The sequence below is a fragment of the Actinomyces sp. Marseille-P3109 genome, from assembly GCF_900323545.1.
Classification (GTDB): domain Bacteria; phylum Actinomycetota; class Actinomycetes; order Actinomycetales; family Actinomycetaceae; genus Actinomyces.
The window spans coordinates 695,692-718,306 of the sequence record NZ_OOHN01000008.1 but is presented as its reverse complement, the minus strand read 5'-3'; the positions used below and the strand labels follow the sequence as shown (position 1 = coordinate 718,306).

Genomic DNA, 22,615 nt, shown 5'->3' with positions numbered 1-22,615 from the left:
GTGGGCACGGTGAGGTGTCCGTGCCCCTCGTCATTCAGTGGGATCGGAGGTCGGGGGCGACGGCGATGCCGAGGGCACCGGGTCCCACATGGGTGCGGGTCGCCTCGTCGATCGGGAGGGTGAGCAATTCGGTGACGATGGCTCCCGCCTCCTCCATGGCCTCCTGCAGGTCGGTCTCGAGCTGCTCGAGCATGTCGGCGTCGTCGCCCTGGATGACGAGGCGCACCGGGTCGGCGGGGTGCCTGGGTCCGGACAGGGCGGTCCCGCCTGCGGCACGAACGGCCTGCTCGATGAGGTGCCGTCTGGCGCGGGCCGCTCCGCGCACGGTCTCCACCGCACGGATCCCGTCGCGGGTGAGGGCCAGGACCGGCCGTATTCCGAGCGCCCCGCCCAGGCGTGCGGTGGTGCGGTCGATCCGTCCCGAGCGGGCCAGTCGGCCCAGGTCCTCGACGATGAAGTACTGGTAGGAGCGGGCCGTGCTGGCCTGAGCCAGTGCCGCACCGCGGCGGGCGTCGTGGGCACGAGTGGCGGCCAGAACCGCGAGACCCAGCGCCCCGGAGCTGGTGCCGGAGTCGACGACGCGCAGCCACTGCGGACGCCTGCGCCTCTCTGTCCCGCCCTGCCCGGTGCTCCCGTGCTCATCGGTGAGCCGCGCTGCGGCGATGCGGGCGTTGTCCAGGGTTCCGGACAGGGTCGAGGAGATGTGGACAGCAAGGACCTCCTCGGCTCGCTGAGCCGCACGGCGGTAGGCCTCCGCCAGCTCCTCGACGCTGGGGCGCGACGTGGTGCCGTGCCCGCCGTCCTCAGCGGGGACGGCGTGGAGCGGGACCACCTCAATCGCGCGGTCACGCACCAAGGACTCCGTCAGGCAGGCGGCGGAGTCGGTGACGAGGGCGAGCGACATGCTGCCTACCTTATCGGCATCCCTCACGCTCATCAGACAGGTTCCGGCCGTCATGGCGCCGGCCGGGCCCCCTGGCTAACGGCTAACCGTTGCCAGATTGTCGAGCGCTGCGGGAGATGAGGAGGTCGCTGTAGAGGTCGGTGAGCCGCTTGGTCATCGTCTCGGAGTCGAACTGCCGGGCCGCCTCCACAGCGCCGTCGGACAGCTCGGCGAGCCGGTCGTCGTCGGACAGCAGTGAGGCGAAGACCCGGGCGAAGTCCTCCCCCTCGATCCCGTCGGTGAGGATCGCGTTGCGCTCGGTGAGGCACTCGGTCATCCGCTCGTCGCAGTAGACGATCGGCAGTCCGGAGGCGGCTGCCTCCAGGAACACCATGGGCTGGTTGTCGAAGTGGTAGGAGGCCAAGGAGAAGACGTCGGCCTGCTTGAGCAGGGCGGCCACCTCCTCGGGCGAGCGCTTGCCGGCCAGGACCACGCGGTCGGCGACTCCGAGCTCCTCGGCGCGCTGAGCCAGCTCCTCCTGGGAGGGGCCGGGCCCCACCAGCACCAGCTTGACCGGCATGCCCGCGAGGTGGGGCATGGCCTCGATGAGCGTCATCTGTCGTTTCTCAGGGCTGAGGCGGGCCACGCAGATGATGATCTTCTCGCCGGGGGCCTTGGCAACGGGCGAGTCGACGGCGCGGGCCCGCCGGTAGCGGCTGGAGTCCAGTCCGTTGGGCAGCACCATGCAGGGGGCGGTCAGGCCGCCGTCGTCGATGAGGATCTGCGCCAGGTGCTGAGAGGGAGACAGACAGGCGTCGCACTTGTTGGCGAAGGCCGCTGTGAGCCGCCATCCCTGCCGGGACAGCGCCGTCTTCATGTCGCGCTTGTTGAGGTGCTTGATGGAGTCGCGGTGGGGTCGGGGCAGGACCGGCAGCGATTTGAGCGCCACGGGGAAGGCGACGGACAGGGCCAGCAGTCCGGAGACCACGGCCAGCGGGTAGTCGTCAATGAGCTCGGTGTAGAGGGTGTGAATGGTGGTGACGTGGGGGATGTCCTGGCGCTTGGCCACCCAGTGGGCCAGAACCCCCAGGCTGAACTGGGTCTGACTGTGGACGATGTCGAAGTCGTAGGCGTCGAAGCGCCTGGCCAGACCGGGGTAGATGGTGGCGACCTCGCGACTGTCGAAGACGTAGTAGCGCGAGGAGGGCAGGCGGATGATGTGGTCGTCCGTCTCCTCGTGGCCCTCGGCCTTGGGCGCCACCACGTAGACCTCGTGGCCCATGCGCTCCAGGGACGCCCGGAAGGTGGCGGTGGAGGTGGCTACTCCGTGGACGGAGGGCAGGTAGTCGTCGATGAAGAAGGCGATCCGCATGGCGCTCATCCGATCCTACGGGCTGGAAGCAGCAACCGGCTCCGCAGTCGCGGCACATCCGGGTACGACGACGCAGGGGGCAACATGGGGATGGGCAGACCTCACGGCACAGGGGACGGGTGAAAGTGCGGAGCTGGACGCGTGGTCTCAGTACTCTCGAACCCAGAGGCTACCTTAGTCTACCGAGTACCCGTCTCCCACAGCGTCTGAAACTGCGCGAGGACCACAGTTCTCGCCGTTTGTCATGGTCAATGGCATTCGCGCCGGTGAGGCGCCCACGAACAAGGAGCGGGGAGTGGCTCCTCGGACACATCAGGCCTTTGACACGCCTGGGGCAGCGCTCTGGCAGGTTCGGCGTTTACGATGGCACCATGACCGACTCCGCTGAGATCGCACGCCTCAAGGCCGAGGCCGCTCAAGCCGCCGCCGAAGCCGCCGCAGCCAAGGCCGCCGCCGCTCAAGCCGCCCTCGACGCCGCTATCGCCTCCAGTCCTGCCGCTGCCGATGCGGTCCCGACCGAATCAGTTGGCGACTCCGGTACAGAGCCGGCTGCAGCACCCGCTGTGAACGCTCCGGCGACAGCCCCCGCGGAGCCGGCCGAGGCCATGCCTCCGGCAGATCCTGGTGCGGCTCCGGCGGCCTCCGAGGCCCCTGCTGCTGCGCAGGCTCAGGAGGACACCGCGCCTCGGAGCGAAGAAGCTCCTCAGATCGATCAGGCAGCGGTGACTCCCCCGGCCGAGGAGGCCGCCTACACGGCCCAGGTGCGTTCCGGCTACGGCTTCTCCTCCCCCACCCTGCCGGTGGGCACCTACCTCGACACGCTCTCCGGCGGCGAGCCGGGTGCGGTCAAGGGTCTGTCGGTCGGCATCCCGCTGGGACTGCTCAACCGGCACGCCCTGGTGGCCGGCGCGACCGGCACCGGCAAGACCCGCACGCTCCAGCTCCTGGCCGAGGGCCTGTCCAGCGCTGGCGTGCCGGTGTTTCTCGCCGATGTCAAGGGCGACCTGACCGGCCTGGCCGAGCCGGGAGCCTCCAATGACAAGATCGCCTCCCGGATCGGCTCCACCGGCCAGGACTGGAAGGGCCAGTCCTTCCCCATCGAGCTGTTCAACCTCGGCGGAGGCGACTCCAGCGGCGGTATCAGCGGCACCCCGATCCGCACGACGGTCACCGAGTTCGGGCCGATCCTGCTCTCGCGGGTCCTGGGCCTCAACGACACGCAGGCCTCCGCCCTCCAGCTCGTCTTCCACTGGGCGGACAGCCAGGGGCTGACCCTGTTGGACCTCAAGGACCTGCGCGCCGTCGTCGACTACCTGACCAACACCGACGCCGGCAAGGAGGAGCTCAAGACCATTGGTGGGGTCTCGGCCGCGACGGCCGGGGTCATCCTGCGTGAGATCGCCGCCCTGGAGGCCGCCGGCGGTGAGGCCTTCTTCGGTGAGCCGGCGCTCGACGTGCGCGACCTCATGCGGGTCTCGCCCGACGGGCGGGGCGTCATCTCGGCACTGGAGCTGGCGGACATCCAGTCCCAGGGCACGCTGTTCTCCACCTTCCTCATGTGGCTGCTCGCCGAGCTCTTCGAGACCCTCCCTGAGGTCGGCGACCCGGACAAGCCCACCATGGTGTTCTTCTTCGACGAGGCCCACCTGCTGTTCTCCGGCGTCTCAAAGGCCTTCCTGGAGGCCGTGGTGCGCACGGTGCGGCTCATCCGTTCCAAGGGCGTGGGCATCGTCTTCATCACCCAGTCCCCCACGGACGTTCCCGACGAGGTCCTGGCCCAGCTCGGCAGCCGCGTCCAGCACGCCCTGCGCGCCCACACCCCGGCCGACGCCGCCAACCTCAAGAAGGCGGTCTCCACCTTCCCGGTCAGCCCGGTGGACCTCAGCCGGGTACTCACGTCGCTGGGGACCGGCCAGGCCGTCGTCAGCGTCCTGGATGAGAAGGGACGCCCGGCCCCGGTGGCACCGGTGATCATCAACGTGCCCGCCGCCGTCATGGGGCCGGCCCAGGACGGCACGGTCAACCAGGTGCTGGCCTCCTCCCCGCTCAAGCCCAAGTACGCCACCGGGGTGGACAACGAGTCCGCCTACGAGCTGCTGGCCCAGCGGGTCCAGGCCGATGCCGAGGCCGCCGAGGCCGCCCGCGCCGCCGAGCAGGCGGCCAAGGAGCAGGCCAAGGCCGACGCCGCCGCCCAGAAGGCGGCGGAGAAGGAGGCCGCCCGCCAGGCGGCTCAGCGTCAGAAGGAGGCCGAGCGCCTGGAGCGCGAGGCCGTCAAGGAGGCCCAGCGCCGCCAGCGCGAGGCGGAGAGGGCCGCCGAGCGCCGTCAGCGGGAGGTTGAGAAGACCATCGGCTCGGTGGGTCGCCAGATCACCCGCGAGATCACGCGCTCCATCTTCGGCACCCTGAGGCGCCGCTGAGCCCGGCACAGCAGCGGGGCTGCACCGACCGGAATAGTCCGTGCAGCCCCGCGTGCTGCTCCTCCGCTACTCCGGCGCGCCCGTGAGCCACGCCGTCGGAGCGATCTCCCCGGTCACTCTGGCACGATGCTCACCAGCTTGGGGGCGCGGACGATCACCTTGCGCACACCGCGCCCGTCCAGGGTGCGGATGACGCCGGGGGCGGCCAGAGCCAGACTCTCCAGCTCGTCCTCGGAGATGCCGGGGTCGACCTCAATGCGGTCGCGGACCTTGCCCTTGACCTGGACGACACAGGTGACCTTGTCGGCGGCCAGCAGGGACTCGTCGGTCACGACCGGGAAGTCCTCGTGGGCCAGCGAGTGCTCGTGACCCAGGCGCTTCCAGATCTCCTCGGCGATGTGCGGGGCCACGGGCGCCGTCATGAGCACGAGTGCCTCGACGGCCTCGCGCGGGACCGCGCTGAGTCCAGTGAGGTGGTTGTTGAGGACGATGAGCTTGGCGATGGCCGTGTTGAGGCGCATCCCCTCGTAGTCCTCGCGCACGCCCACGATCGTCTTGGCCACGAGCCGGCGGGTCTGCTCGTCGGCGAGCTCGTCGACCACCGTCAGCTCGCCGGTGGTCTCGTCGACGACGTTGCGCCACAGTCGCTGCAGGAAGCGCTGACTGCCGGCGACGGCGCGGGTGTCCCACGGACGATCGGCGTCGAGCGGCCCCATGCTCATCTCATAGACGCGGAAGGTGTCGGCGCCGTAGGCCTCGTACATGTCGTCGGGGGTGACGATGTTCTTCAGGGACTTGCCCATCTTGCCGTACTCGCGGCGCACCGGCTTCCCCTGCCAGAGGTAGGTGGTGGTGCCGTCCTCGGCGGCGACCTCCTCGACCTCGTCGGCGGGAACGTACTGGCCCCGGGAGTCGGTGTAGGCGTAGGCCTGGACGTAGCCCTGGTTGAAGAGGCGGTGGTAGGGCTCGGAGGAGGAGACGTGGCCCAGGTCGAACAGGACCTTGTGCCAGAAGCGCGAGTAGAGCAGGTGCAGGACGGCGTGCTCGACGCCGCCGACGTACAGGTCGGTGCCGCCGGAGACGTTACCGGCCTCGGGGCGCGGCCCCATCCAGTAGGCCTCGTTGGCCGGGTCGACGAGTGCGTTCTCATCGGTGGGGTCGATGTAGCGCATCTCGTACCAGCACGAACCGGCCCACTGCGGCATCGTGTTGGTCTCGCGGTAGTACGTCCGGGGGCCGTCGCCCAGGTCGAGCTCGACCTCGACCCACTCGGTGGCCTTGCCCAGCGGCGGCTCCGGGGAGGAGTCGGCGTCGTCGGGGTCGTAGGAGCGCGGCGAGTAGTCGGTGACCTCGGGCAGCTCGACCGGCAGCATGGACTCGGGCAGGGCGTGGACGCCGCCGTCCTCGTCCCACACGATCGGGAAGGGCTCGCCCCAGTAGCGCTGGCGGGAGAAGAGCCAGTCGCGCAGGCGGTAGGTGACCGCGCCGCGGCCGGCGCCCTTGGCCTCCAGCCAGCCGATCATGGTGGCCTTGGCCTCGTCCTTGCTCATGCCGTTGATGTCCAGGTCGCCCTGGGCGGAGTTCACGACGACGCCGTCGCCCGTGTAGGCCTGGGCACTCAGGTCGACGCCGTGGGGGTCGTCGGCCGGGCCGATGGTCTGGATGATGTCGATGTCGTACTTGGTGGCGAAGGCGTAGTCGCGCTCGTCGTGGGCGGGCACGGCCATGATGGCGCCGGTCCCGTAGCCCATGAGGACGTAGTCGGCCACGAAGACCGGCACCTGTCCGCCGTTGACGGGGTTGATGCCGAAGAAGCCGGTGAAGACACCGGTCTTGACCCGGCCCTCGTCGGTGCGGTCGGCGTCCGACGTCGCAGCGGCCCGGGCGCGGTAGGCGGCCACGGCCTCGGCGGGGGTCGCGTAGCCGCCGGTCCAGGCCTCCTTGGTGCCCTCCGGCCAGGCGGCCGGAACGGTCAGCGCCGCGGCGTCATCGGCGATCTGGGCATCGGTGCGCACGGAGGCGGAGGAGTCGACGCCGCCCAGCATGGGGTGCTCGGGGGCCACGACCATGAAGGTGGCGCCGAAGAGCGTGTCGGGGCGGGTGGTGTAGACGCCCAGCGACGCGTCCTGACCGGCCCCGGGCACCGCGAAGGTCACCTCGGAGCCCTCGGATCGGCCGATCCAGTTGCGCTGCATGAGCTTGACCTTCTCGGGCCAGTCCACGGTGTCCAGGTCCTCGGCGAGACGGTCGCCGTAGGCGGTGATGCGCATCATCCACTGGCGCAGGTTGCGCTTGAAGACCGGGTAGTTGCCGCGCTCGGAGCGGCCCTCGGCGGTGACCTCCTCGTTGGCGAGCACCGTGCCCAGGCCGGGGCACCAGTTGACGGGGGCGTTGGAGACGTAGGCCAGGCGGAAGGAGTCGATGACCTCGGCCTGCTCGGCCGCGCTCAGGGAGTTCCAGTCGTGGTCGCCGGGGACGGGGACCTGTCCGGAGGCGAGCTTGTCGCGCAGCTCGGCAACCGGCCGGGCCGCACCCTTGCCGCGGCCGTCGCGGCGCGGGGCCTCGGGGTCGAACCAGGAGTTGAAGACCTGCAGGAAGATCCACTGGGTCCAGCGCACGTAGTTGACGTCGATGGTGGCCAGGGAGCGGCGCGGGTCGTGGGACAGGCCCAGGCGGCGCAGCTGGCGGCGCATGTTGGCGATGTTGGCCTCGGTGGAGATGCGCGGGTGCTGGCCGGTGGTGACGGCGTACTGCTCGGCGGGCAGGCCGAAGGCGTCGTAGCCCATCGTGTACAGGACGTTCCTGCCGGTCATGCGGGTGAAGCGGGCGACGACGTCGGTGGCGATGTAGCCCAGCGGGTGGCCCACGTGCAGGCCCTTGCCGGAGGGGTAGGGGAACATGTCCAGCAGGAAGAACTTCTCCTTGTCCGCGCCGGGCCCGGCCAGGGCGCCGACGGGGTTGTCGGCGTTGAAGGTGCCCTCAGCCTCCCAGTGGTCCTGCCAGGCGGTCTCGATGGACTCCGCCAGCTCCGCCGTGTAGCGGTAGGGGGTGTCGGACTCGCCCGGTGCGGTTCTCTCTGACATCGCGGCAGTGCTCTTTTCCTACTCGTGCTTCCTGGTGCCGGGGCACAGCCTATCGCCCAGGGGCAGCGGGGCCCGTCGGCGTCCGCCCCACGGGCGGGCGAGACCGGTCACGTCGGCGGAGGGCCCACTGGGGTTTGAGCGGTGTCGTCCTCACTCCTCTTCCCGAGCCGCAGCCCTGAAGCGGTTGAGGGCGTCCTGCTCGCAAGCCAGGCGACTGCGGTGCCGGGCGATCCGCTCCTCGACCGTCTCAAGCTCGCGACGTAGGTTGGGGCACATGGTGATGGAGACGGTTCGATCGTCACCGGCGACCTCGACGCAGTCCAGGTAACGCCGGGCGGCTGCGACGCCGAGGCCGGTGGCCAGGATCGGCCGGATGCGTGCAACGGCGTCGAGGTCCTTCGGGCTGTAGTCCCGGTATCCGGCGGAGGTCCGGGCAGGGACGAGCAGACCGGCCTCTTCGTAGTGCCTCAGGGAACGGGGGCTGACGCCCGCCTGTCGGGCAAACTCTCCGATGCGCACGAGGAGCTCCTTTCCGGCGAACATTTCCGCTTGACCTTGCCACTGGCGTGAATGTCTACCGTCCAGGGGCATGGACCACGTTACAGAACACTGTTCCTCCGACAGACTCCACGGGTTCGACAGAGTCATCCTCGTTCACGGTTTCGGGGCGGGGCCCCACGACCACTGGTTTCCCTGGCTCGCGCGGACCGTCCCCCATGTTGAGGTGCCGCAGCTCCCTCATCCGGAGACTCCGGATGCCTCGGCCTGGGCGTCGACCATCGCCGAGAGAATCGGGACGTCGCCAGACGGGCTGGCGGGGCTCGCAATCGTGACGCACAGTCTTGGCGGCCTGACCGCACTGCGGGCGATCGGGCGAGTCATCGCGTGCGGCTCGCCGGTGAACGGCGACGGTCGGCACCTGGCGGCCTTCATCGCCGTCGCGCCCTTCGCGCAGCAGCTCCCTCCGACGGGAGAGGCGGAGCTCGACCATTTCCTCGTCACCGGACTGAACGGCTTTCTCGACGGCGTGAGCCCCGATGAGCTGCGCCCGTTTCTGGGACCCACCACAGTCATTCACTCCGACAATGACCCGCTCGTCCCCCAAGAGGCTTCGCGGAGATTCGCCGCCGCACTCAGTGCCGATATCGTCACCGTTCCAGGCGCGGGACATTTCCTGGCCTCCGACGGCGTCACGTCGCTTCCGCAAGTCGTGGCTGCTTTGATGGCAAACCGACCTTTTCTTCAAAGATGACGCGTATCCGCGTCGGCTTTGAAGAAAAGGTCGGTCGGTGCGCCGTTACACTGCCGGACTGTCCAGTCTCGCGGGAACGAACTCCCCCCAGCCGTCCTCGACGAGGCCGCTCCGCAGGTGCTCCATGGCGGCGTCGAGCTCGCCCCCCTCGGGGTGGCGGGCCGAGGAGAAGGACAGGTCCTCCTCCGAGCGGATCGGCAGCACATGAAGGTGCAGGTGGTCAACCCCGTAGCCGGCCACGATGAGCCCGGCCCTCGGCGCCCCGAAGACGCGCACCTGCGCGGCCCCGATGCGCTTGGCCACCACGGCCAGGTGCGCCACCACGTCGTCGGGAGCATCCACGTAGGAGTCGACCTCGGCCCGCGGAACCACCAGGACGTGCCCGTCGGTATGCGGCTCAATGGTGGCGAAGGCGACGCAGACCTCGTCCGCCCACACGAAACGGCCGGGGATCTCGCCATTGATGATCTTGGTGAAAATCGTGCTCATGGCCCCATTGTCCCCCAGCCGCGCCCGGTTCCGTCCAGGCCCCGCCCCTTGTCAGGCCAATAGCCACAGGGAGCCGTCGGGGATGATGGCCTCCGGCGCTCCCGCGGGCGCCGCACCGCGCGGGGCCTCCGGGTCCAGCAGGGCGATAACGGTCGCCCGACGGCGATTGCCGCCCTCCACGGCAGGTGCCACGGTTCCCCGGTCACGGATCCGCACCCGACTGTCCAGCCCGATACCGGCCCGCTGGAGGCGACGCAGCGTCTCGGTGTCGTCCTGGATCCGCCCGACGACGCCGTCGGCTCCCACCGGCAGGGTCTCCAGGCGCACCAGGTCGGGCACGACGAGCCGACCGTCCGCCGTAGGAATCGGGTCCCCGTGCGGGTCGCGGGTGGGGTGCCCCAGGACCGCGTCGAGCCGCTCCAGCAGCCGCTCGGAGACGGCGTGCTCGAGCTCCTCGGCCTCGGCGTGCACCTCGTCCCAGCCGAAGCCGAGCTGGGTGACCAGGTAGGTCTCCAGAATGCGGTGGCGACGGATCATGCCCATGGCCCGGCGCCGGCCCTCCTCGGAGAGGGTGACGGCCCTGTAGGGCTTATGGACGAGCAGCCCCTCCTCCACCAGACGGGCCACGTTCTCCGAGGCGGTCGACGGCGCCACCTCCATGCGCTTGGCCAGGCCGGTGATGGAGGCACCCGCCCCGCCCCACTCGCAGGCGGCCCACACGACCTTGAGGTAGTCCTGGGTGACGGTCGAGTCCCCCGCCACCGACGGCTTCCAGGCGGGCCCGGCCGAGGCCGTCCTGCTCGCGGGCGGCGTCACCCGAACAACCTTGCCAGCTGGCCGCCGAAGGCGATGATGATGGTGAGGACCACGGCCAGGTACATCGCCGCCATGATCCACCAGCGGGCCTTGAGCAGGTCGAGGGCCAGGTTGTCCCGCAGCCCCAGGTGCCCGCCGGCCGCCGCCCAGGCCCAGGAATGGGCGGCCACCGGGATGGTGACGGACCAGATGACCAGGCAGAAGGGGCAGAGCTTGCCGAAGGTCATGATGGAGACGGCCAGGAACCAGATGACGAAGGCGATCCCGCCGAGGCTGCCGGCGCTCAGCCCCCACCACATCCACCGCGGCAGGCGTGCGCCGCCGAGCAGGGCCGCACCGATCGCGGCCAGGGCACCGAAGGCGATGGCCCCGATGAAGGAGTTCGGCACGCCCAGGAGGTTGCCCTGCCACACGTTGAGGGAGTCGCCGCAGGACACCAGAGGGTTGACATCGCACACGAGCGCCGCATCCGGGTTGCGCAGCAGCCTGATCTGGGAGCTGATGAGCTCCCAGCAGGCGACGAGCCCGATGAGGGAGCACACGACGAGCAGCCAGCCGAAGCTTCGCTCGGCCTCGGAGCGGCGCATCCAGGCAGGCCGGTCGGCCGAGTCTTCGTCGTGATCGCGGCGGGTGCGCCGGTCGAGCTCCCGGCCGGGGGATGATCCCAGGTAGGCCTCGAGCTCGGCCTCGCTCATCTCATCGATCTCGGCATCTGTGGGCATGCGCGACATCGTCAGTCTCCTCACCGGTGGTGCGTCATCAGTTCTTCTGGGCGTTGTGTGGTCATCAGGATGCGAGCGTATGCCACCAGGGGCGCGTGCGCCCTACCCGTCCGAAAACTCGGCCTGCTCCTGGGACTCGGCACCCTCCTGCGGCTCTGTGCCCTCCTGGGACTCGGCCGGCGCCTCCGCGGGGACCTCGGCCGGTGCCTGCTCCGGGGAGGCCGACGCCGATGAATCGGGCGTTGAGGCCATTGTCGCCGTCTCCTGGCCGGAGGAGATACCCGGTACCGGTCGCCAGGCCCCCACCGTCACCGAGGCATCGGGGTGGAGGATGACGGCGCGCCAGGCCACCAGCGCTCCCGCTGAGTCGAAGGACAGGACGTGGAGGAAGGCGTCCTCCGTGACCGACCCCAGCGAGGTGCCGCCCTTGCCCGCACCGGAGACGATCCCGGTCACGGCTCTGCCGGTCTGGGGGCTGATCGCCGTGGTCATCCCCCGCTCAGCGTGGACGTGCCCGGCCAGGAGCAGCGGCGCGCAGCCCTCCTTCATGAGGGGGTCGAAGGTGGCCGGCTGGTGGATGAGAACGACGTCGACCGGTGTGCGCCCGCAGCTGACCCTGGCCAGCCGGGTGGCGATCTGCTCGGTGGTCTCGCCGCTGCGAGGTTTGGTGCCCGCCGTCGTCGTACGGTCGGCGTCGTCGTCCCCGAGCACGGAGATTCCGGCTACCGTCTGGACCGAGCCATCGGTGACGGTCCACCCCTGGGAGCGCAGGCGGGCGGCGGTGGCATCGGAGTCGTGGTTGCCGATCGTGGCGACCTTCGCCGTCGAGCTCGGGACCGCCTGGGTCAACGCGTCGACGCACACCCGTTCCGGGTCGGAGCCGGTCATGGTCAGGTCGCCGTCATCCATGTGGACATCCGCGCCGGAGAGCTGGTCGAGGATCCCTGAGAAGGCGATGACGTCGAGGTTGCAGTGCAGATCGGTGGTGAGCACGGCCGTCCTACGCCCGCGCTCGGGAACCGAGCGGGCTCCCGTCACCGGCGGCGCCGTGGCCGACGGGGCCACAGAGGTCGACGGCGTCGCGGTGGGTGCCGGGCCCTCAGGAGATTGGGGTGCCTCCTCCTGCGGCGATGCGGGGCTGGCCTCCGCCACGGTCTTCGCGGAGGAGGCTCTGAACCGGGTCTGAAGGTCCGCGGTGTCCACCTTGCCGTCGGCGGCTGTGACGTCCACCAGCCCCTCGGTCTGCTCGGCGGCCTCCCATGCGGCGCGCAGGTTGGTATCGGCCTGGGCGTAGAAGTCGTTGTTGGTCTCGACGAAGGAGCGTGCCTTGGGGCCGTAGGCGGTGACGACGTCGGCGATGCGCCCAGAGAAACGGGCCTGAGCCAAGGGGGTCCCCTCCAGCACGGACAAGGTGGAGCCGTGCTCGGCGTTTGTGCGCATCACCGGGACCAGCAGGGAGGTCACCGCGGCCACAGTCGCCGAGACCGCCACGGTCGTTGCCCAGCGGTGCGATGCTCCTGCACGGATGGTCTCACGCCAGGGCCTCGTCGGAGCCAGGCGCCAGGCGGCCACGCAGCACAGGAAGATCGCCTCGATCACTCCGGCCCGCCGCATGGCGTCCCCCGCCAGACCGTAGAGCCCCTGTCGGATCGTCAGGTCGGGGTGCGAGACGAGCGAGAGGTAGGAGGCGGCGTCGGAGGACAGCGACTGCCCCACACTGGCGGCGTTGGCGGCGTTGGGAGCCGGGTCACCGGGTATCTCGCCCAGGACGACCTTGACCCCGAAGACCCCCGCGGGAAACTCCATCGAGGCGGTCCCCAGCGGCCCGAGGTCGAGCGTGATGGTGGAGTCCAGGGTCGTCGACCAGGTCGCCTCGTGGGGGCCGACCGGCGCCGAGGCCGTCGCCGTGGACAGGCCCAGGAGAAGGGAGACCAGGCTGGAGGCCAGAATCATCGCTGAGGTACCGATGACCGTGCGGGTACCAGAACGACGCCGGCGCCACCAGCCGCGCAGCGACAGCAGCATCGTGAGAGCCAGGGCGCCGCAGCGGCGGGCGGCTGTCAGCACACCGGAGACCAGGTCGGCAACGGTGTCAGCATCCGTGCGTGCCACGGCCCTCCTTAGAGCCGTGCGGCCAGGGAGACCCGGGTCCCGTGGTCCTCGCCGTTGCGCTCCTGGGCTGCGATGAGGCTCGCCAGGGCGGTGACGTAGGTGACGGTGTCCTGCCATCCGCCCACGGCCTGGCAGGGCACGCCCAGGGCCTTGACCGGGTAGTCGTTACCCTCGGGGTCCAGGCGGTCGCCGACGAAGAGCATCTCCTCCAGCGCGATCCCGGTGACCTCGGCCAAGCGCTTCATGCCGTAGGCCTTGTCGACTCCCTTGAGGGTGATGTCCACGCTCGTGGAGCCGCCAGAGCGGACCTCCAGCTCCGGCAGGAGCGGGGCGACGGCGTCGCGCAAGGTGGCCTTCTTCTCCCCCGTGGGGTCCCAGGCGCGTTTGGCCTCCAGAGGGGCTTCCTGCCCCAGGGCGGAGAAGGTGATCTGGCTGCCGCGGTCCTCCAGGATCTCCCCCCAGGTCCGCTCCTCCCACAGGCCGAGCCGGCGCGCCTGGGCCTCGACGATCTCGAAGCCGGTGCGGATCTGCTCGGGCGTGAGGTCGTTGGCGTAGACCAGAGTCCAGGATTCGGTGCCCGCACCGGCCTGGGAGGCGTCATAGGTGTAGTACCGCGTGCCGCAGGTGGGCATGAGGTGGAGCCGGGAGAGCTCGTCGGCATCGGCGTCGAGGTGGGCCAGGACCTGGTCGTGGAACTGCCCTACCTGTCCCCCGGAGATGATGCAGACGGGGACGACGTCGAGCAGCCGCCTCAGGGCCGCAGCCATAGCGGGCGGCATGGCCGACTTCGAGGGTGCCAGCGTGTCATCGAGGTCGAAGGCCACCAGACGGGGCAGCACCTGGGAGCTCACTTCAGTCTGAGTCATATGCATATTGTGGCCCACCCGCCTGGAAACCGGCCGAACCGGGCCCTAGGCGGGTGGTGGAGTCAGTCTCTTGACAACGGCGGGTCAGTCGATCTGCTCGGGATGGAGCATGTGCTCGCGAGCCCGTGCGGAGGCCTCTGCCCTGGCATCGCGGTCCTCGCGGCGTCCACGCGAGATGAGCGCGGTGATGGAGACCGCCAGGCCGCCCCAGATGATGATAATGGCTGCGAGCATGATGAGTACGGCGGTTCCGGTCATCTCAGTCCTCCTCCTCAGCGGTGGCCTCGAGCTCAATGGGCTCGAACTCGTCCACCGGGATCTTCCAGGGGACGAGGGTCATGACCGCGGTTGCAACAGCGACCAGCAGGAGCATCCCCCACCCGAAGACCATGACGAAGTCGCTGGAGTAGGACTCCGACTCATATCCTTCGGACAGATACATCCACAGGGTCTGGAAGAACATGTAGCCCAGCAGGACGGGGACGACGGCACCGACGAGGGCCCGCCACCACAGGCCGACCATCCGCGACTCGGAGACGGCATTGAGGTGGTCCTGGAGCAGCCTGGTGCGCCGCAGGACCCAGGCCACCACCACGCACATGATGATGGCCGAGGCGACTACACCGATGTTGTTGATGAAGGCGTCGACGACGTCGAGGTCCGGTAGGCCCGAGCTGGTGGCGAACAGGACGAAGGACAGGACGGCGGCCGGGATACCGACGATGAGGGAGGCCGCCTTCGGAGTCAGGTCGAGCTTCTCCCCCACGCCGGCGGCCACCACCTGGATGATGGAGATGAAGGACGTCAGCCCCGCCATGGCGAAGGAGGCGAAGAAGAGCACCCCGAACAGCGCACCGCCGGGCATCTGCGAGATGACGGTGGGGAAGGTGACGAAGGACAGGGAGGGCCCGGTGATCTTCATCTCGCTGATCCCGACGTGCTGCGTGTGCGCCATGAAGCCGAGGGTGGCGAAGACGCCGATGCCGGCGAACAGCTCGAAGGAGGAGTTGGCGAAGCCCGCCACCAGGCCGGTGCCCACCAGGTTGGAACGGCGCCGCTGGAGGTAGGAGGCGTAGGTGAGCATGACGCCGAAGCCCACCGACAGGGATAAGAAGATCTGCCCGAAGGCTGCCATCCACACCTGGTAATCCAGGAGGGCCGACCACTTGGGGGTGAACAGAGCATTGAGCCCCTCCCCCGCACCCGGGAGCATGAGGGCGCGCACCACCAGAGCGGCGAACATGAGAACCAGCAGCGGCAGGAAGATCTTGTTGGCCTTCTCCACGCCGTCGCTCACGCCCAGGGCGGTCACCACCAGACCGAAGGCCCACACGAACAGCAGCGGGAGGGCCACGCCCATGACGACTGTCGGTGAGTAGCCGACCTCGGAGCCGAGCCGGTCCATCCCGATGTAGCGCTGGAAGAAGCCTGCTGCGTCGTCACCCCAGGCGATGGTGAAGGAGAAGAACATGTAGCGCAGGGACCAGGCCACGACCACCGCGTAGTAGGTCATGATGACGAAGCAGATGAAGACCTGGAACCATCCCAGCCACTCCAGCTTGCTGGACATGCGCCGGAAGGCCGCCGGCGGGGATCCGCGGAAACGGTGGCCCAGGGCGTAGTCGAGCAAGAGGATCGGCAGACCGGCCGCCAACAGTGCGATGACATAGGGGACGACGAAGGCCCCGCCGCCGTTGGTGTAGGCCACGCCCGGGAAGCGCCAGATGTTACCCAGCCCGATCGCCGAGCCGATGGCGGCCATGAGGAATCCGAGCTGACCGCTCCACTGCTCGCGCGGAGGCGCCTGAGGAGACTCGCTCTCCCCTGTCCTGGAGGTCATGAGCAACCTTCCGTGATGTCACAAACGAAGGCGGCCCGATGGCCGCCTTTTCCTGCGGATTGGTCGCAGGCCCTTTTGTCGCTGGACGCTAGTCCTAGCGACCACGATGTGTCGCGCGATGTCCACGATGCGGACGATTTGCACAGGCCACCCTCATTCTTTCTCACGCGATCTATGACACACTGGATACTCTCATCTCACGCACGCCCTTTCAGAGAGGACCCCCATGGCCACCCCGCACATCGCCGCAGAACCCGGAGACTTCGCCCCCGCCGTCCTCATGCCAGGTGACCCCAAACGAGCCCGACGCATTGCCGAGATCCTCATGGATGACGCCCGCCTGGTCACCGACGTGCGCGGAATGCTGGGCTTCACCGGAACCATTGACGGCAGGCCGCTGAGCGTCATGGGCTCGGGCATGGGACAGCCTTCCTTCACGATCTACGCCACCGAGCTGTTCAGTCAGTTCGGGGTGGAGCGGATCATCCGGGTGGGCACTGCCGGCGGCATCTCCCCGAAGGTCGGGATCGGCGACGTCATCGTGGCCACCGGCGCCCACACGGACTCCTCCATGAACCAGGTGCGCATCCCGGGCGTCAACTTCTGCGCGGTCGCAGACTTCCGACTGGCCGCCGCTGCGTACGAGGCCTCACTGCTCGAGCAGGCACAGGTCGGCGGAACCGTCCACCTGGGCACAGTCATGTCACGGGACCACTTCTACTTTACCCCCGAGGGGCAGACCGAGGCACTGGCACGGCACGGGGTCCTGGGAGTGGAGATGGAGGCAGCCGCCCTCTATGGGGTTGCCGCCGAGTACGGCAAGCAGGCGCTGGCGGTCCTGACCGTCTCCGACCACCTGCTCGACCACTCCGGCGACATGAGCGCCGCCGAGCGCGAGACGCGTTTCGCAGACTCTCTGCGCCTGGCCGTGGCGGCCGCCCACAGCTGAGCTCTACGGCGGACACAACCGAAGCCTGCCACCACGGGAACGGAGGAGAGGAGACAAGCTCCTCTCCTCCTTTTCCGTCAAGGCGTGCCTTACCTGCTCGTAATAACGAAAATCAACGGCACACAACCCCATATTCTCTCTACGACCACACATTCCCTCGACTCACCCCAGAAGGAGCGTTAAAACGTTGCAATTCCAACGTTGTGCCATGCGAGGATAAGCAGGACAGGCTGCCCTTCGTTGCCGGAGCGCTGGAGCGGATTTACGTTAATCATGTCCGCAGCGTCCACCCGCTCGAAAGGAAAAGCACCATGTCCGTCACCAAGATCGCCTCCTGCGCCACCACCTCCTGCGCCTTCAACAACGGGGGCTGCACCGCCTTCGCCATCACCGTCGGCGGCGACAGCGGCGCGCCAGCCTGCGACACCTTCATCAGCCTCGACGCCCGCGGAGGCCTGCCCGTGGCCGAGGGCCACGTGGGCGCCTGCCAGCGCCTCGAGTGCGTCCACAACAAGGACCTCATGTGCACGGCTGACGCCGTGAGCGTCGGCGGCGACACCGCCTCCTGCCAGACCTACGAGGTTCGCTGAACGGAAGGCTCTCCAGCTCGAGCGGCTGGGAGCCAACGGGGGACTCCACCACGGTGGCGTCCCCCGTTTCAGTCTCTGCGGTCAGGTCGGTAGCCGGACCGACACGACCGGGAACTGGCCGTCTCAGGGCCGGGCCAGGCGCTGCGGGAGAGCCTGAGAGGCCAGCCGCTCCAGGACCGGTCCGACCTCAGCAGCACTGGTCAGAGCCTCCGGGAAGGAGACCACCAAGGTAGTGACCTCCTCACCGGTGATGGACATGAGGGTCACTCCGTGGGAGTCGACATCGACGCACAGCGTCCTGTCCCACAGCGTGGGGCACACGCCGACTGCAGGACGGGAGGAGCAGGTCCAGCCGGGCATCTGCCCCTCCCGTACGGCCTCGCACACGGCGCGCAGGCCCAGCTGGCCGACCGCGCTGACCGCCTCATGGGCGTCCATGACCTCCTGCGGGTTCCAGGACACGGACGGGAGCGAGCCGGAGTCGGCGGAGGCGACGTCGAGGATCTCCTCGATGTCGTGGCTGGACACCCCGGAAACGCAGTGGAGCATGACGCGTTCGCATGAGATGACGCCCAGACGCCCTCCGGGCCCCGCGGCGATCTCGCGGACGCGCTCAAGCGGGTCATCACCAACGATGGCGCAGTGGCAGGCGGGAGTGCGGGACGAGGCCAGGACGAGTGCACGATCCTCGCCGCCCACCCAGGTCAGGTCGCCCAGCAGGTGCGCCGTGGCGGCCGTGATGCGCACACCGGGCTCGGCGGCGTCGAGGGTGACGTCGAGTCGGACGTCGACGGCGACGTCGTCGGGCGCGATGGCCAGCGGGGTGCCCTCAGGAGGGCAGGCGGCTACGAGGATCCGGCCGTCGGCCCGCATGGCGTGGGCGACGTAGGCGGCGGGGGCCGAGGGGTCGATGCGGTAGGCCGTCACTGCGGCGCTTCCGCTGCCGGCCAGAAGACGCCTGGCCAAACGCCGAGCGCGCTGCATGATGTCGGGGACCTGATCGGACGTCACACGCTTACCTTCCTACCGCGTTGCCGCACGTGGGAGCGGGGTGCCCCCGGCAACATCTGAAGGTGAGGCTACCCTCAGAGCCCCTGGGGGGCCAGTTCCTCAGGGAAACCCACACGTGGAGCGCGTCTCAGAGGGCCGATCCCGCGACGAGGTGCTGGATCCCGACGACGATCATCCGCACCGCGATGGATGCCAGGATCAGGCCCATTCATGCCCACGAGGCAGGCCATGGTGGTACGCATCGTCATGGACACAGGCTCCCAGGGTCTTGACCAGCACAGCGATGCCCATACCCGTGCGCCGCACACGCCAGAGGCGAGCGGAGAAACAAAACGGCCCTCGCCTGACGGCGGGGCCTGCTGATGAAGAATTGTGGAGCTAGGGGGATTCGAACCCCCGACCTCTTCCATGCCATGGAAGCGCGCTACCAACTGCGCCATAGCCCCGAAATGGGTGCTCCACCCGGAGGAACCCGGGTGGTTCGTGGAGCTAGGGGGATTCGAACCCCCGACCTCTTCCATGCCATGGAAGCGCGCTACCAACTGCGCCATAGCCCCATTCGGGCGTCGCCTGCGTTCGGCGACGCGGATAACTGTATGAAGATCGGCCCGGTCAGGGCAAATCCGCGGCGCGTGTACTACCTCACCCGCTCAGCCGAGGATTTTGCCGAGCGGGCTCGGCTCCACCGGAGGCCCGGCATTCCACTTCACTACGGACCAGTTCGGAGGGCGCTTGTTGGTGCGCATGAGCGCGTAGCAGCAGTTGCTCATGCCACGCAGACCGAACCACTGCTGGGCATCCATGCCCAGCAGGTACGTGGCCCCCAGGTTGGTGGCCGCCCCGTGGGAGACGACCACGATGACATCTTCCTTCCCGGCGTCGGCGGCGATGGCCTTGAGGGTCTCCCCCACCCTCTCAGCGGTCTTACGGCGCCCCTCGATCTGGAATTGAGGAAGATCTCCGCCGGCGCGCCAGGTGGCGTAGTGATCGGGCCACTGCTTCTTGATATCGGCTGCCTTGAGGCCCTCCCAGGTTCCGAAGGACTTCTCCACCAGCCCTGGGGCGATCTCAACGCTCAGCCCGGTCAGAGACGCCAGGACCTCCGCGGTGGCGCGTGCCCGCACCAGCGGGGAGGAGACGATTCGTGTGGGCCCCAGGGCCGCGATGCCGTCAGCTGCTCGCTGGGCCTGCTGGCGGCCGGTGTCGTTGAGGGGGATGTCGACCTGTCCCTGGATGCGTCCCTGAAGATTGTAGTCGGTCTGGCCGTGGCGCCACAGGATGAGGTCGGTCATGATGCGGCCCCCTCCTGGCCATCTTCCTCGTCGTTCCCCGGGTGACCCGGCTGCGTCAGGTCGGCCGGCAACTCGATGGCGGGGCAGTCCTTCCACAGACGCTCCAGTGAGTAGAACTCCCGGTCCTCGTTCTGCAGGACGTGGACGATGACGTCGCCGTAGTCCACGAGCACCCAGTGCGCGTCGGCGAAGCCCTCTCGCGTCCTGCGCCTGGCTCCGGCCTGGTGCATGGCCTCATCGACGGCGTCGACGATGGCGTGGACGTGGCGGTCGTTCGAGCCGGAGGCCAGCAGGAAGACGTCGGTCAGGCCGAGTCGCTCGGAGACGTCGATGGCGGTGAGACGATCGGCCTTCTTGTCGGCCGCGGCACGAGCGGCGGCGACGGCGAGGCCGATGGCGTGTTCGGTGGCGGGCACGGATCTCCTTCGGGAAGGTCAGTCAGACATCATGCGGCAGCCGCGACTGTACCGTGCGCACCACCGTCATACGAGCTGACGGACCCACTCCCCCGCTCCAACGGTGGTACCCATGGCGTTGGAGCTGGACCCGCCGAAGACGACGAACCAGAGCACCACCATGATGATGAGCAGCACGAGGACGATGATGAGCAAGGCCAGGAGGACTTTACCGGTGCGCGAGGAGGAGCCGGACTGCTCCATCGGCGGGACGTGGTCGGGGGTGGGGACCCGCCCGGTCACCTCGTTGACAGGAGCCAGGTACGGCTCCTCGGACGGTTTGGCGGCGGGAACCGCCACGGTGTCCCACTCGGAGCTGCCGACCGGTCCGTTACGGTTCTCCGCCTCCTCGGTGTAGAAGGCGTAGGGGCTGACGGCCTCTCCGGACGTGGCGTCGGTGGTCTCCACGACGCCACTCACCCCGGTCACGATCGTCTCCTGGAAGCTGTCCGCCTGGGAGGGCTGGTGCAGTGACTTCCACTGCGGAGCGCCGACCGAGCCGAACTCGCCCTCCTGCTGCCCCTGCTCCGACGGCATCATGGCCTGCACCTCGACGTCGGCCGCGGCGCCCTCCTGCGTCATCGGCTCCTCGATGGAGGCCATGCCGTAGGTCTCCTGCGCCTCCGCCGCGTCCTGGGCGGACGAGGAGCTGTCCACGGGCTGGACCGAGCTGAGCTCGCCCGTGGAGATGTTGACGGTACGCACCCCCTGCGCGGCCGCCGGGATGCGCACGATGGGACGGCGCACGGAGCCGGTTGAGGAGGCGGACCCGGCGCTCAGTCCACTACGGGCGGACTCGGTGGCCTGCGGGGCATCGGGCTGCCCGTAGGTGGCGAAGTCAGCGGCACCGGAGGCCGAGGCGGAGACGGCGGAGACTGCGGTGACGGCTTCCGCCGTCTGGGAGGAGGGCCGGGATGCGGACACCGCATCCTCCCGGGCCGCCGGCGCAAAGCCCTCACGGTAGTCGTAGGGGCTGGTCCTGGGCTCCTCGGCGTCGGGCCCAACGATCTCCTCGGCGGGGACCCGCGGCTCGGGGACCGCCTGCTCGTCGGCCTCGGAGACAGGGCCGCCCTCCATGCGCTCCTTGAGTGAGAAGCGGGTGGGCACCGGTGCCGGCTCGGAGCTGGTGTCGGCGGCCCAGTGGGCGTCATAGTCCAGGGTCGCCACCGGCAGGTCGACGGCCTCCATGAGGCCTGTCTCGATCTCGGAGATCGCCACGGCCTCGGCCGCGGACAGTGAACGCCAGCTCGGTGCCGAGGCGGACGGCACCTCGGGAACGGAGAGGTTGAGAGGCGGGTTCTGCCCGCCCTGCTCGAGGGAGATGGGCTCGTTCTCACTCACGGCGGGGAACTCGGCCGACTCCTCCAGTCCGGTCTCGGTGTCGCCACCCGACGGGGCGGAGGAACGAGGGGTGACCGAAGCGGGATCAGCGAGCGGGTCCTGGAGGGCCTGAGCCTGCTCGGGGGTGATCTCGCCGGCCTCGACGGCGGCCCTGAGCGCCTTGGCCTCCTCACGCAGGCGCCTCATCTCGCGTCGGGTCAGGAGCGGCTGCTGCCCCGTCAGGATCGCCTCGCGCTCGGCGGCACGCTCGGCCTGCCGGATCGCACGACGACTACCGCGTGGAGCGTGCTCATCCTGCGTCGGCTCCTCGGACGTGGGGGCATTGACGCCGGTCTGCTCAGTGCTCACCGTCGTTCTCCTTCCTCAGGGACTGCTCGCGGGCCACTCTCGCCGTCATCGACGTCGCCGACGCCGACCGCAAGGCCATACGATAAAGCCCGTACTTGCGTATGTACTGCACGACACCATCAGGGACGAGGTACCACACTGGGAACCCCTCTCCGACTCGCTGACGGCAGTCCGTCGACGAGATCGCCATGGCCGGCACCTCCACCAGCGAGATCCGGTCACGGGGCACCCCGGAGTCACTCAGGACGTGCCCGGGGCGCGTCACCCCTACCAGGTGTGCCAGGCCGAAGATCTCCTCACTGTCCTTCCAGGTGAGGATCTGCGCCAGGGCGTCCGCACCGGTGATGAAGTACAGCTCCGCGCCCGGGTACTCGGCCGCGATGTCATGAAGAGTGTCGATCGTGTACGTCGTGCCGCCCCGGTCGATGTCGACCCGGGAGACCGTGAACCTCGGGTTGGAGGCCGTGGCGATGACCGTCATGAGGTAGCGGTGCTCGGCCGGGGAGACCCGGCGATCCTTCTTGAAGGGCTGAGCCCAGGTGGGCACGAAGATGACCTCGTCGAGAGCGAAGACGTTCTGGACCTCACTGGCCGCAACGAGGTGCCCGTGATGGATCGGATCAAAGGTTCCACCCATGATACCGATGCGAAGCGGACGAGCAGACTGAGTCACGCGCTGCGCCTCGCTTCTTTCCTGGGGGACACGTTGGTTCTCCTCAACCGGTACGGACGACTGCAGTTGGCGAACATACTGCCACGGCCTGCACCCATTGTGGG

The 22,615-nt window shown here is 68.9% G+C and carries 20 protein-coding genes and 2 tRNA genes; 4 read left to right on the top strand and 18 right to left on the bottom strand.

From position 1 onward, the window contains the following. Nucleotides 1-34 precede the first annotated feature (34 nt). Together BQ8008_RS03425 and BQ8008_RS03420 are read right to left on the bottom strand one after the other, a co-directional pair. Entirely contained in the window at nucleotides 35-904 is an 870-nt protein-coding gene (locus tag BQ8008_RS03425; RefSeq protein WP_108832810.1) for a DegV family protein, read from the bottom strand. An 82-nt stretch (nucleotides 905-986) separates the two neighbouring features. Next, entirely contained in the window at nucleotides 987-2,264 is a 1,278-nt protein-coding gene (locus BQ8008_RS03420; protein WP_108832809.1) for a glycosyltransferase, read from the bottom strand. Between the two features lie 362 nt (nucleotides 2,265-2,626). On the opposite strand from BQ8008_RS03420, the gene BQ8008_RS03415 reads away from it, so the two are divergent. Then, nucleotides 2,627-4,672 carry a helicase HerA-like domain-containing protein gene (locus BQ8008_RS03415; RefSeq protein WP_108832808.1) on the top strand — a complete coding sequence of 682 codons (2,046 nt, stop codon included), beginning with the start codon at nucleotides 2,627-2,629 and terminating at the stop codon, nucleotides 4,670-4,672. A 113-nt stretch (nucleotides 4,673-4,785) separates the two neighbouring features. Here the strand turns inward: BQ8008_RS03415 and BQ8008_RS03410 are convergent, their stop codons facing one another. Next, a complete protein-coding gene (locus BQ8008_RS03410) occupies nucleotides 4,786-7,755 on the bottom strand; it encodes a leucine--tRNA ligase (RefSeq protein WP_108832807.1) in 2,970 nt (989 codons plus the stop codon). A gap of 150 nt (nucleotides 7,756-7,905) precedes the next feature. Further along, on the bottom strand, nucleotides 7,906-8,274 hold the full coding sequence (locus tag BQ8008_RS03405) for a MerR family transcriptional regulator (protein WP_108834620.1): 369 nt from the start codon (nucleotides 8,272-8,274) through the stop codon (nucleotides 7,906-7,908). Nucleotides 8,275-8,344: 70 nt separating this feature from the next. On the opposite strand from BQ8008_RS03405, the gene BQ8008_RS03400 reads away from it, so the two are divergent. Continuing rightward, nucleotides 8,345-9,007 (top strand): RBBP9/YdeN family alpha/beta hydrolase, encoded by a 663-nt coding sequence (locus BQ8008_RS03400; protein ID WP_108832806.1) that lies wholly within the window; start codon nucleotides 8,345-8,347, stop codon nucleotides 9,005-9,007. Between the two features lie 45 nt (nucleotides 9,008-9,052). Here BQ8008_RS03400 and BQ8008_RS03395 read toward each other — a convergent pair whose 3' ends face one another. The 7 genes from BQ8008_RS03395 to BQ8008_RS03365 form a co-directional block, all read right to left on the bottom strand. Further along, complete coding sequence (locus BQ8008_RS03395) at nucleotides 9,053-9,496, bottom strand: HIT family protein (protein ID WP_108832805.1); 444 nt, start codon at nucleotides 9,494-9,496, stop codon at nucleotides 9,053-9,055. A 51-nt stretch (nucleotides 9,497-9,547) separates the two neighbouring features. Continuing rightward, nucleotides 9,548-10,258, bottom strand: coding sequence for a metal-dependent transcriptional regulator (locus tag BQ8008_RS03390; protein WP_199908011.1), 711 nt, complete (start codon nucleotides 10,256-10,258; stop codon nucleotides 9,548-9,550). A 50-nt stretch (nucleotides 10,259-10,308) separates the two neighbouring features. Further along, nucleotides 10,309-11,043, bottom strand: a complete 735-nt coding sequence (locus tag BQ8008_RS03385) for a vitamin K epoxide reductase family protein (RefSeq protein ID WP_108832803.1) — start codon at nucleotides 11,041-11,043, stop codon at nucleotides 10,309-10,311. A 93-nt stretch (nucleotides 11,044-11,136) separates the two neighbouring features. After that, the gene (locus tag BQ8008_RS03380; protein WP_108834618.1) at nucleotides 11,137-12,987 is read right to left on the bottom strand and encodes a serine/threonine protein phosphatase; all 1,851 of its coding nucleotides are present in this window, start codon (nucleotides 12,985-12,987) and stop codon (nucleotides 11,137-11,139) included. Nucleotides 12,988-13,154: 167 nt separating this feature from the next. Then, nucleotides 13,155-14,012, bottom strand: a complete 858-nt coding sequence (locus BQ8008_RS03375; protein ID WP_108832802.1) for an HAD hydrolase family protein — start codon at nucleotides 14,010-14,012, stop codon at nucleotides 13,155-13,157. A gap of 84 nt (nucleotides 14,013-14,096) precedes the next feature. Then, the gene (locus tag BQ8008_RS03370) at nucleotides 14,097-14,270 is read right to left on the bottom strand and encodes a methionine/alanine import family NSS transporter small subunit (protein WP_108832801.1); all 174 of its coding nucleotides are present in this window, start codon (nucleotides 14,268-14,270) and stop codon (nucleotides 14,097-14,099) included. A 1-nt stretch (nucleotide 14,271) separates the two neighbouring features. Continuing rightward, entirely contained in the window at nucleotides 14,272-15,852 is a 1,581-nt protein-coding gene (locus BQ8008_RS03365) for a sodium-dependent transporter (protein ID WP_108832800.1), read from the bottom strand. A 226-nt stretch (nucleotides 15,853-16,078) separates the two neighbouring features. On the opposite strand from BQ8008_RS03365, the gene deoD reads away from it, so the two are divergent. Both deoD and BQ8008_RS03355 read left to right on the top strand, forming a co-directional pair. Then, nucleotides 16,079-16,801, top strand: coding sequence for a purine-nucleoside phosphorylase (gene deoD / locus BQ8008_RS03360; protein ID WP_108832799.1), 723 nt, complete (start codon nucleotides 16,079-16,081; stop codon nucleotides 16,799-16,801). A gap of 311 nt (nucleotides 16,802-17,112) precedes the next feature. Then, complete coding sequence (locus tag BQ8008_RS03355) at nucleotides 17,113-17,391, top strand: DUF1540 domain-containing protein (RefSeq protein ID WP_108832798.1); 279 nt, start codon at nucleotides 17,113-17,115, stop codon at nucleotides 17,389-17,391. Between the two features lie 123 nt (nucleotides 17,392-17,514). Here the strand turns inward: BQ8008_RS03355 and BQ8008_RS03350 are convergent, their stop codons facing one another. The 7 genes from BQ8008_RS03350 to nadD all read right to left on the bottom strand — a co-directional run bounded on the left by BQ8008_RS03350 (nucleotide 17,515) and on the right by nadD (nucleotide 22,511). Next, a complete protein-coding gene (locus tag BQ8008_RS03350) occupies nucleotides 17,515-18,402 on the bottom strand; it encodes a hypothetical protein (RefSeq protein WP_108832797.1) in 888 nt (295 codons plus the stop codon). A 373-nt stretch (nucleotides 18,403-18,775) separates the two neighbouring features. Then, nucleotides 18,776-18,848 (bottom strand) — tRNA-Ala (locus BQ8008_RS03340). A 38-nt stretch (nucleotides 18,849-18,886) separates the two neighbouring features. Beyond that, nucleotides 18,887-18,959: transfer RNA gene (locus tag BQ8008_RS03335), tRNA-Ala, on the bottom strand. 93 nt (nucleotides 18,960-19,052) lie between these two features. Further along, nucleotides 19,053-19,694 carry a histidine phosphatase family protein gene (locus tag BQ8008_RS03330; RefSeq protein ID WP_108832796.1) on the bottom strand — a complete coding sequence of 214 codons (642 nt, stop codon included), beginning with the start codon at nucleotides 19,692-19,694 and terminating at the stop codon, nucleotides 19,053-19,055. Beyond that, the gene (gene rsfS, locus BQ8008_RS03325; RefSeq protein WP_108832795.1) at nucleotides 19,691-20,110 is read right to left on the bottom strand and encodes a ribosome silencing factor; all 420 of its coding nucleotides are present in this window, start codon (nucleotides 20,108-20,110) and stop codon (nucleotides 19,691-19,693) included. The genes BQ8008_RS03330 and rsfS overlap by 4 nt, the downstream gene beginning before the upstream one ends. Nucleotides 20,111-20,176: 66 nt before the next feature. Then, the gene (locus BQ8008_RS03320; RefSeq protein WP_108832794.1) at nucleotides 20,177-21,838 is read right to left on the bottom strand and encodes a hypothetical protein; all 1,662 of its coding nucleotides are present in this window, start codon (nucleotides 21,836-21,838) and stop codon (nucleotides 20,177-20,179) included. After that, a complete protein-coding gene (gene nadD, locus BQ8008_RS03315) occupies nucleotides 21,828-22,511 on the bottom strand; it encodes a nicotinate-nucleotide adenylyltransferase (protein ID WP_108832793.1) in 684 nt (227 codons plus the stop codon). The genes BQ8008_RS03320 and nadD overlap by 11 nt, the downstream gene beginning before the upstream one ends. Nucleotides 22,512-22,615: the final 104 nt, after the last annotated feature.

Excerpts from the sequence above, each read along its gene's own strand:
- BQ8008_RS03425 (WP_108832810.1), bottom strand. The coding sequence starts at position 904 with ATGTCGCTCGCCCTCGTCACCGACTCCGCCGCCTGCCTGACGGAGTCC.
- BQ8008_RS03420 (WP_108832809.1), bottom strand. The coding sequence starts at position 2,264 with ATGAGCGCCATGCGGATCGCCTTCTTCATCGACGACTACCTGCCCTCC.
- BQ8008_RS03415 (WP_108832808.1), top strand. The coding sequence starts at position 2,627 with ATGACCGACTCCGCTGAGATCGCACGCCTCAAGGCCGAGGCCGCTCAA.
- BQ8008_RS03410 (WP_108832807.1), bottom strand. The coding sequence starts at position 7,755 with ATGTCAGAGAGAACCGCACCGGGCGAGTCCGACACCCCCTACCGCTAC.
- BQ8008_RS03400 (WP_108832806.1), top strand. The coding sequence starts at position 8,345 with ATGGACCACGTTACAGAACACTGTTCCTCCGACAGACTCCACGGGTTC.
- BQ8008_RS03395 (WP_108832805.1), bottom strand. The coding sequence starts at position 9,496 with ATGAGCACGATTTTCACCAAGATCATCAATGGCGAGATCCCCGGCCGT.
- BQ8008_RS03385 (WP_108832803.1), bottom strand. The coding sequence starts at position 11,043 with ATGTCGCGCATGCCCACAGATGCCGAGATCGATGAGATGAGCGAGGCC.
- BQ8008_RS03380 (WP_108834618.1), bottom strand. The coding sequence starts at position 12,987 with ATGATTCTGGCCTCCAGCCTGGTCTCCCTTCTCCTGGGCCTGTCCACG.
- BQ8008_RS03375 (WP_108832802.1), bottom strand. The coding sequence starts at position 14,012 with ATGACTCAGACTGAAGTGAGCTCCCAGGTGCTGCCCCGTCTGGTGGCC.
- BQ8008_RS03370 (WP_108832801.1), bottom strand. The coding sequence starts at position 14,270 with ATGACCGGAACCGCCGTACTCATCATGCTCGCAGCCATTATCATCATC.
- BQ8008_RS03365 (WP_108832800.1), bottom strand. The coding sequence starts at position 15,852 with ATGACCTCCAGGACAGGGGAGAGCGAGTCTCCTCAGGCGCCTCCGCGC.
- deoD (WP_108832799.1), top strand. The coding sequence starts at position 16,079 with ATGGCCACCCCGCACATCGCCGCAGAACCCGGAGACTTCGCCCCCGCC.
- BQ8008_RS03355 (WP_108832798.1), top strand. The coding sequence starts at position 17,113 with ATGTCCGTCACCAAGATCGCCTCCTGCGCCACCACCTCCTGCGCCTTC.
- BQ8008_RS03330 (WP_108832796.1), bottom strand. The coding sequence starts at position 19,694 with ATGACCGACCTCATCCTGTGGCGCCACGGCCAGACCGACTACAATCTT.